Origin of the sequence: Paenibacillus sp. HJGM_3 (assembly GCF_045062745.1) — a bacterium.
Classification (GTDB): domain Bacteria; phylum Bacillota; class Bacilli; order Paenibacillales; family NBRC-103111; genus Paenibacillus_AA.
Genome location: NZ_JBJGED010000009.1, coordinates 216,277 through 222,680, shown reverse-complemented (window position 1 = coordinate 222,680; position 6,404 = coordinate 216,277). Strand labels below are relative to the sequence as shown.

At 62.7% G+C, this 6,404-nt stretch carries 7 protein-coding genes; all 7 read left to right on the top strand.

What is annotated here, in order from left to right; genetic code table 11:
• Nucleotides 1-328, top strand: a 328-nt coding sequence (locus ACI5FR_RS12915; protein ID WP_405454923.1) for a bifunctional adenosylcobinamide kinase/adenosylcobinamide-phosphate guanylyltransferase, incomplete at its 5' end; no start/stop codon positions are given.
• Between the two features lie 45 nt (nucleotides 329-373).
• Nucleotides 374-1,378 (top strand): adenosylcobinamide-phosphate synthase CbiB, encoded by a 1,005-nt coding sequence (gene cbiB, locus ACI5FR_RS12910; protein ID WP_405454922.1) that lies wholly within the window; start codon nucleotides 374-376, stop codon nucleotides 1,376-1,378.
• Nucleotides 1,351-2,172: an adenosylcobinamide-GDP ribazoletransferase gene (cobS, locus tag ACI5FR_RS12905; RefSeq protein WP_405454921.1), complete on the top strand. Its 822-nt coding sequence runs from the start codon at nucleotides 1,351-1,353 to the stop codon at nucleotides 2,170-2,172. Before cbiB ends, cobS begins: the two co-directional genes overlap by 28 nt.
• Before the next feature lie 13 nt (nucleotides 2,173-2,185).
• Nucleotides 2,186-3,298 carry a threonine-phosphate decarboxylase CobD gene (gene cobD / locus ACI5FR_RS12900; protein WP_405454920.1) on the top strand — a complete coding sequence of 371 codons (1,113 nt, stop codon included), beginning with the start codon at nucleotides 2,186-2,188 and terminating at the stop codon, nucleotides 3,296-3,298.
• The gene (locus ACI5FR_RS12895) at nucleotides 3,295-4,854 is read left to right on the top strand and encodes a cobyric acid synthase (protein ID WP_405454919.1); all 1,560 of its coding nucleotides are present in this window, start codon (nucleotides 3,295-3,297) and stop codon (nucleotides 4,852-4,854) included. Before cobD ends, ACI5FR_RS12895 begins: the two co-directional genes overlap by 4 nt.
• A gap of 7 nt (nucleotides 4,855-4,861) precedes the next feature.
• Nucleotides 4,862-5,434 carry a cob(I)yrinic acid a,c-diamide adenosyltransferase gene (locus tag ACI5FR_RS12890; protein ID WP_405454918.1) on the top strand — a complete coding sequence of 191 codons (573 nt, stop codon included), beginning with the start codon at nucleotides 4,862-4,864 and terminating at the stop codon, nucleotides 5,432-5,434.
• Complete coding sequence (locus tag ACI5FR_RS12885) at nucleotides 5,434-6,399, top strand: RluA family pseudouridine synthase (RefSeq protein ID WP_405454917.1); 966 nt, start codon at nucleotides 5,434-5,436, stop codon at nucleotides 6,397-6,399. Before ACI5FR_RS12890 ends, ACI5FR_RS12885 begins: the two co-directional genes overlap by 1 nt.
• Nucleotides 6,400-6,404 lie beyond the last annotated feature (5 nt).

The following is a 6,404-nucleotide window of genomic DNA, read 5'->3' as shown; positions in this document are numbered from 1 at the left end:
CTCCGTCGTCCTGGTCGACTGCCTGACGCTGTGGCTGTCGAATTGGGTGCTGGCGCACGAAGAAGAGCCGGCCCTGCTGCCGCTCGTGCACGGCAAGATCGACGAGCTCGCCGCGGCGGTGCAGGCGTACCCGGGCCGGCTCGTGCTCGTCACGAACGAGGTGGGCAGCGGCATCGTGCCCGCCTACAAGCTCGGCCGCGTGTACCGCGATTTGGCCGGCCGGATGAACCAGCGCTTGGCGCAAGTATGCGACCGGGTGTTCCTCGTAACAGCCGGAATCCCGGTCGAGTTGAAGAGCCAAGCGTTCGATCTCGATAGTTTGATTTAGATAGAGAAGTGTACCGCACGAACCCCATGCAAGGAGCAAGCTGTCATGCTGTTCTACTCCATACAAGAAACCGCGTGGATGGTGGCAGCCGCCATCGCGCTCGATTGGCTGATCGGCGACCCGCGATGGCTGACCCATCCCGTCATCTGGATCGGCAAAGTCATTCATAAGCTCTCCGCCTGGCTCCGGCGCGAGGAAGAAGCTCGTCGACAGGCCGGGAGCCCTCTACCTGCCAAGTCAATCCGGGCGCGTGGAGCCGCACTCACTCTCCTGACCGTGACCCTCTCCTTCCTCGTGGTGCTCGTAATCTGGTTCATCGCGGACCAAGTGCACCCCTGGCTCGGCTATGCGGTGAACGTCTGGTTCATCTCCACGACGATCGCGGTCCGGGGGTTGCGGGATGCCGCCCTGCTCGTCTACAATCCGCTCCGCGCAGGGAACTTGCCGGACGCCCGCAAGTACGTCGGCTACATCGTGGGCCGCGACACGGACTCGCTCAGCGAGCGGGAGATCACGCGGGCTACGGTGGAGACGGTGGCCGAGAATACGGTCGATGCCGTCGTGTCGCCGCTCTTCTTCGCTTTCCTGGGCGGAGCGCCGGCCGCCATGCTGTACCGGGCGGCCAACACGCTCGATTCGATGGTCGGCTACAAGAACGAGCGCTTTCTGCATTTCGGCTGGGCGTCCGCCCGGTTCGACGATCTCCTTAACTACATCCCGGCCCGGATCACGGGTGGCCTCATCACGGTCTACTGCTTGCTCGAGCCTTCCTTGTCCGCGAGGCAGTCGCTTCGTTCGATACGGAGGTTCGCCAATCTGCATCCCAGCCCGAACAGCGGAGTCCCGGAATCGGCGGTAGCCGGTGCGCTCGGCATTCAGCTCGGCGGCACGAATGTGTACGGATCGACGGTCAGCGAGCGGGCGAAGATGGGGCGGCCGAACCGGGAGCTGGAAATTGAGGATATCGTGCGGACGAACCGGATCTGTTACGGCGTCAGTGCGCTTATAGCGGGAGGCATGGTATGCGTAATCGCATGGCTCAACCTGTAGAATGGCTTCAAGGATGCGCGGCGGCGTTCCAGCTATTGACCCGGATCCCGATTCCGGTGAAGCTGGACTACAACGACCGGTTGTTTCGGCGCAGTGCGGTGTTTTACCCGATCGTAGGGGCCGTGCTCGGGCTCCTGCTGCTGGTCGCGGCGATCTTGTTGTCGCTTGTTCTGCCGCCATTGCCGGTTGCGGTGCTCGTCCTGGGGCTGTGGCTGGCGTTGACCGGCGGGCTGCATATGGACGGGCTGATGGATACGGCGGACGGCGTGCTGAGCCATCGGTCCCGCGAGCGCATGCTGGAGATTATGAAAGACAGCCGAGTCGGCGCGATGGGCGTGCTGGCGGGAGGGTGGCAGCTGCTCCTGAAGACGGCTGTCATCTACTCGCTTCTGGAGTACACCCCAGACACCGTATGCATGCCCGCTCTGGTGCTCGCACCGATTTGGAGCCGCACGTGCATGGTAGGTGCGATTGCAGGGTGGCCGTATGCACGGGCCGGAGAAGGCATGGGACGGCTGATGGCAGCCGTAACGTTCAAGGAGGCGGGGCTGGCCGTCCTGCTGGCGACAGGGTTAACGGCGGCATCCTTCTTGCTCGTCTCGGACATCGTCACCGCCTTTTGGCACACAGCCGTAGTAGCCGGATTCGCTATCGTCGTCGGTTGGTGGATCGCCCACTATATTGCCCGCAAGCTTGGGGGACTTACCGGAGACACGTACGGCGCGATCAATGAGCTGCTGGAATCGGCTTTGCTGCTGCTTGCCGCAGGGTGGGGATACTCGATCATTGGATAAAGGAGTGGGGCAAATGCTGGAGCGTTACGGACATGGAGGCGATCTGATTACAGCGGAAGCGGAATACGGGCGCCCGGCAGGCGGATTTCTCGATTTCAGCTCGAATATGAACCCCTTCGGTCCGCCGGAGGTGGTCGGTGAGATCGTACAGTCGGGCTGGAGGGAGATTAGCCGTTACCCCGACCCTGCGGTACGGGAGCTGCGGCGGAAGCTGGCGGACAAGTACGATATCGAGCCGGAAAGCATCCTGGTCGGCAACGGCGCCGCCGAGCTGATCGATCTGGCGATCCGCGTGCTGGGGCCAGGGGCGACGGGAATCGCCCGTCCTTCCTTCACGGAGTATGAGGAAGCCGTCGTCAAAATCGGTGGAGTGACCGTCGATATTCCTCTGCACGCCGAATCCGGGTTCTCGCCCCAGGAGCAAGCGATTCGCGAGGCGGTTCGCCAGACGGATCTGGTAGCGCTCGGCCATCCGAACAATCCGACCGGGCAGCTTCTCGATCCCGAGCTGATGCGGGCGCTCGCGCGAGAGGGGGTCCCGCTGCTGCTGGACGAGGCGTTTATGGACTTCGTCCCCGACGAGCGCGCCTTCAGCCTGTTGCGGGATGCGTCCCGGACTCCGCACGTGCACGTGCTGCGCTCGATGACGAAGTTTTACGCCATTCCCGGTATCCGGCTCGGCTTCATCGTGTCTCATCCGGACTCGGTACGTCGCCTGCGCGAGCGTCAAGTGCCTTGGAGCGTGAATTACTTCGCGCAAAGGATCGGGGCCGCCGTGCTGGACGATATCGAATACGAAGAGCGAACCCAACGCTGGTTGGCGGAAGAAAGCGTCTGGCTGCGAGCGGAGCTGGGCCGGCTGGGGCTCACTGTTTTCCCCGGCCGTGTCAATTATGTGCTGTTCGCCTTGCCCCAGCGCAACCCGAACCGCCCGCTCCGAGTGCAGGAGGTACAGCGGCGAATGGGCGAGCGCGGCATCCTGATCCGGGACGCATCGCGGTTTCGGGGACTGGACGACCGGTACGTCCGGGTGGCCATCAAGCTGCGCGGCGAGAACGAGCGGCTGGTTCAAGCCTTAGAAGAGGTGATCCGAAGTATCGAAGCGGAAGAGGAGGGAGCACGATGAGCGTAAAAGAGGGAACGCTAGCCCCCACCCTTATGTTCCAGGGCACCGCATCCGATGTCGGCAAAAGCGTCCTGACCGCCGCCCTCTGCCGCATCTTAACGCAGGACGGCCTGCGGGTGGCGCCGTTCAAGTCGCAGAACATGTCGCTTAACTCCTACGTGACCCCGGACGGCAAGGAGATCGGCCGGGCGCAGGGGATGCAAGCGGACGCCTGCGGCATCGCCGCGACGACCGATATGAATCCGATTCTGCTCAAGCCCAAGCAGGATATGGTGTCCCAGGTCGTCGTGCACGGCAAGCCGCTTCGCGATTACGACTTCCGCTCCTACCGCGAGAAGTATGCGGCGGAAGCGGAGCATGTCGTTCGGGCGGCGCTGCACCGCCTTCGCGAGCGGTACGACATCGTCTGCATCGAAGGCGCCGGCAGCCCGGCCGAGATCAACCTGAAGGATCGCGATATCGTCAACATGCGGCTCGCCGGCTGGGCGGATGCGCCGGTCGTGCTGGTCGCCGATATCGACCGCGGAGGCGTCTTCGCTTCCCTCGTCGGCACGATGGAGATTTTGACTCCGGAAGAGCGGGAGCGGGTCAAGGGCTTCGTCATCAACAAGTTTCGCGGCGACGTGACGCTGCTGCAACCCGGGCTAGACTGGCTCGAGCAGAAAACCGGCAAACCCGTGCTCGGCGTCATTCCGTACATGCGCGATTTGGGACTGGAGGACGAAGACTCGGCATCGCTTGATGCGAAGCTGGGCCGAGGCCGCCGGGAGCCGGCGCGTCCGGATCAGCTCGACATCGTCGTGCTTCGCCTGCCGCGTCTATCCAACTTCACCGACTTCGACCCGCTGTTCGCCGAGCCTGATGTCGCCGTCCGCTATGTCACTTCGCCGGACGAATGGGGGACGCCGGACGCGGTCATCGTGCCGGGCAGCAAGAACACGGTCGAGGACCTGCTGTTCCTCCGGCAGAGCGAGCTGGAGACGCGCGTCCTGGAGTGGGCTGCTTCAGGCGGTTACGTCCTCGGCATATGCGCGGGGTACCAGATGCTCGGCCGGCGGCTGCTCGACCCGGAGCTCGTGGAGTCCGACAAGCCGGAGCTCGAGGGGATGAACCTGCTGCCGGTCGAGACGGTGTTCGCGACGGAGAAGCGCACGGAGCGGATCGCGGGTTTCTCGTCCTTGTTCGAACATGGGGAGCAAGCGATCACGGGCTATGAGATTCATATGGGCCGTACCCGCTTCCTCGAGCCGGTCAGCCACCCGTTCCGGATCCGGATTCACGACGTCCGGAACCTTCGCGAGCCGTATCATCCGGACGGGGTCGTCACGGCTAACGGCCGCATCCTGGGCACGTACATTCATGGTATTTTGCATAACGATGGTTTACGCCGGTCTTGGCTTAATGCGATCCGGGCGGCTAAAGGCTGGGCGCCGGTCCCGGAAGCCGCACCATTCCAGCATTTGCGGGAAGCCGCATTCGACCGGTTGGCGGCGCACGTAAGGGAACATTTGGATATGGCGCGTATTTATGCGATGATAGGACTGGAGAGGAGCTGATCTTCTTATGAAAATTTATACGCGAACTGGGGATAAAGGGACGACGGGCGTGATCGGCGGGCGCGTCGATAAGGACGATGTGCGGGTGGAAGCATACGGCACGGTAGACGAGCTGAACTGCTTCGTCGGTCAGGCGATGAGCTTCATGTCCGCCGCCGGCGAGCGTTATGCGGATCTGCATGCCGACTTGCTGAACGTGCAGCACGAGCTGTTCGACTGCGGGTCCGACTTGGCGCTGCTCAAGCAGGAGCTGCGGCCTTACAAAGTAACGGCCGAGATGGTCGATCAGTTGGAGGCCTGGATTGACAAGTACGACGCGGAGACGCAGGATCTCACCCGCTTTATTTTGCCGGGAGGCAGCACGGTATCCTCTGCTCTGCACGTTTGTCGCACGGTGTGCCGGCGGGCGGAACGCCGCGTCGTCACGCTCGCCAAGGAGCAGCCGATCAATGACGAGGTGCGCCGGTATTTGAACCGCCTCTCCGACCTGTTCTTCACGATTGCCCGTACCGCCAACGCCCGGGAGCAAGTGCCGGACGTCGAATACATTCGCAGTGCCGAGGTGTTTCGAAGAAAATAATGGATTACTATGAAGCATTACGCTATACGATCCGGCCGGAAGAGGAAGGCATGCTGCTCAAGACCGTGCTGATGAATCGCCTCGGTGTCTCCCGCAAGCTGCTGTCGCGGGTGAAGCAGACCGAGCAGGGGCTCACGATCAACGGCGAACGGGTGTATACGACGGTTCGGGTCCGCGCCGGCGACCTCGTGGAGCTGCGGATGGCGGAGGAGGAGTCCGACGACATTCTCCCGGAAGCGATTCCTCTGAACATTTTGTACGAAGACGACCATCTGTTGATCGTGAACAAGCCCGCGGGGCAGATCGTCCATCCCACCCACGGCCATTATACGGGTACGCTGGCCAACGCGGTCGTGCATCATTGGAGGCTGAACGGGGTGAAGGTGCGGTTCCGTCCCATCCATCGGCTCGATCAAGATACGTCGGGTGCGCTGTGCATTGCGAAAAATCCATACGTGCATCAGCAATTGTCCGAGCAGCTGCAGGCGGGTCAGGTGGACAAAGAATATGTGGCGTTCGTGCATGGCACCCTGAATCCGGTCGAGGGGACCGTCGATGCGCCGATCGACCGTGACCCGGAGCATCCGCATATTCGCATCGTTACGCCGGCCGGTTATCCTTCGGTCACGCACTACGCGATGGAGCGGTCATATGGCCGCGCGGCATCTAAGGTGCGGCTCCGGCTGGAGACCGGCCGTACGCACCAGATCCGGGTGCATATGCGGTATCTCGGCCACCCGCTGATCGGGGATGCAATGTACGGTCTCGACAGCTTGACTGAGCCTCCAGCCGCCGTAATGAACCCTGGCTGGGACGCTCAGGTCGGCCGACACGCCCTCCATGCCGCGAGGCTCGCCTTTACGCATCCCGGCACGCAGCGGCCTGTGGAGTTTCACGCGCCGCTGCCCAACGATCTATTGGGTCTGGAGCGGCTTTTGGAGCAACGCACGACTGGAGGCGAGTAGAGACG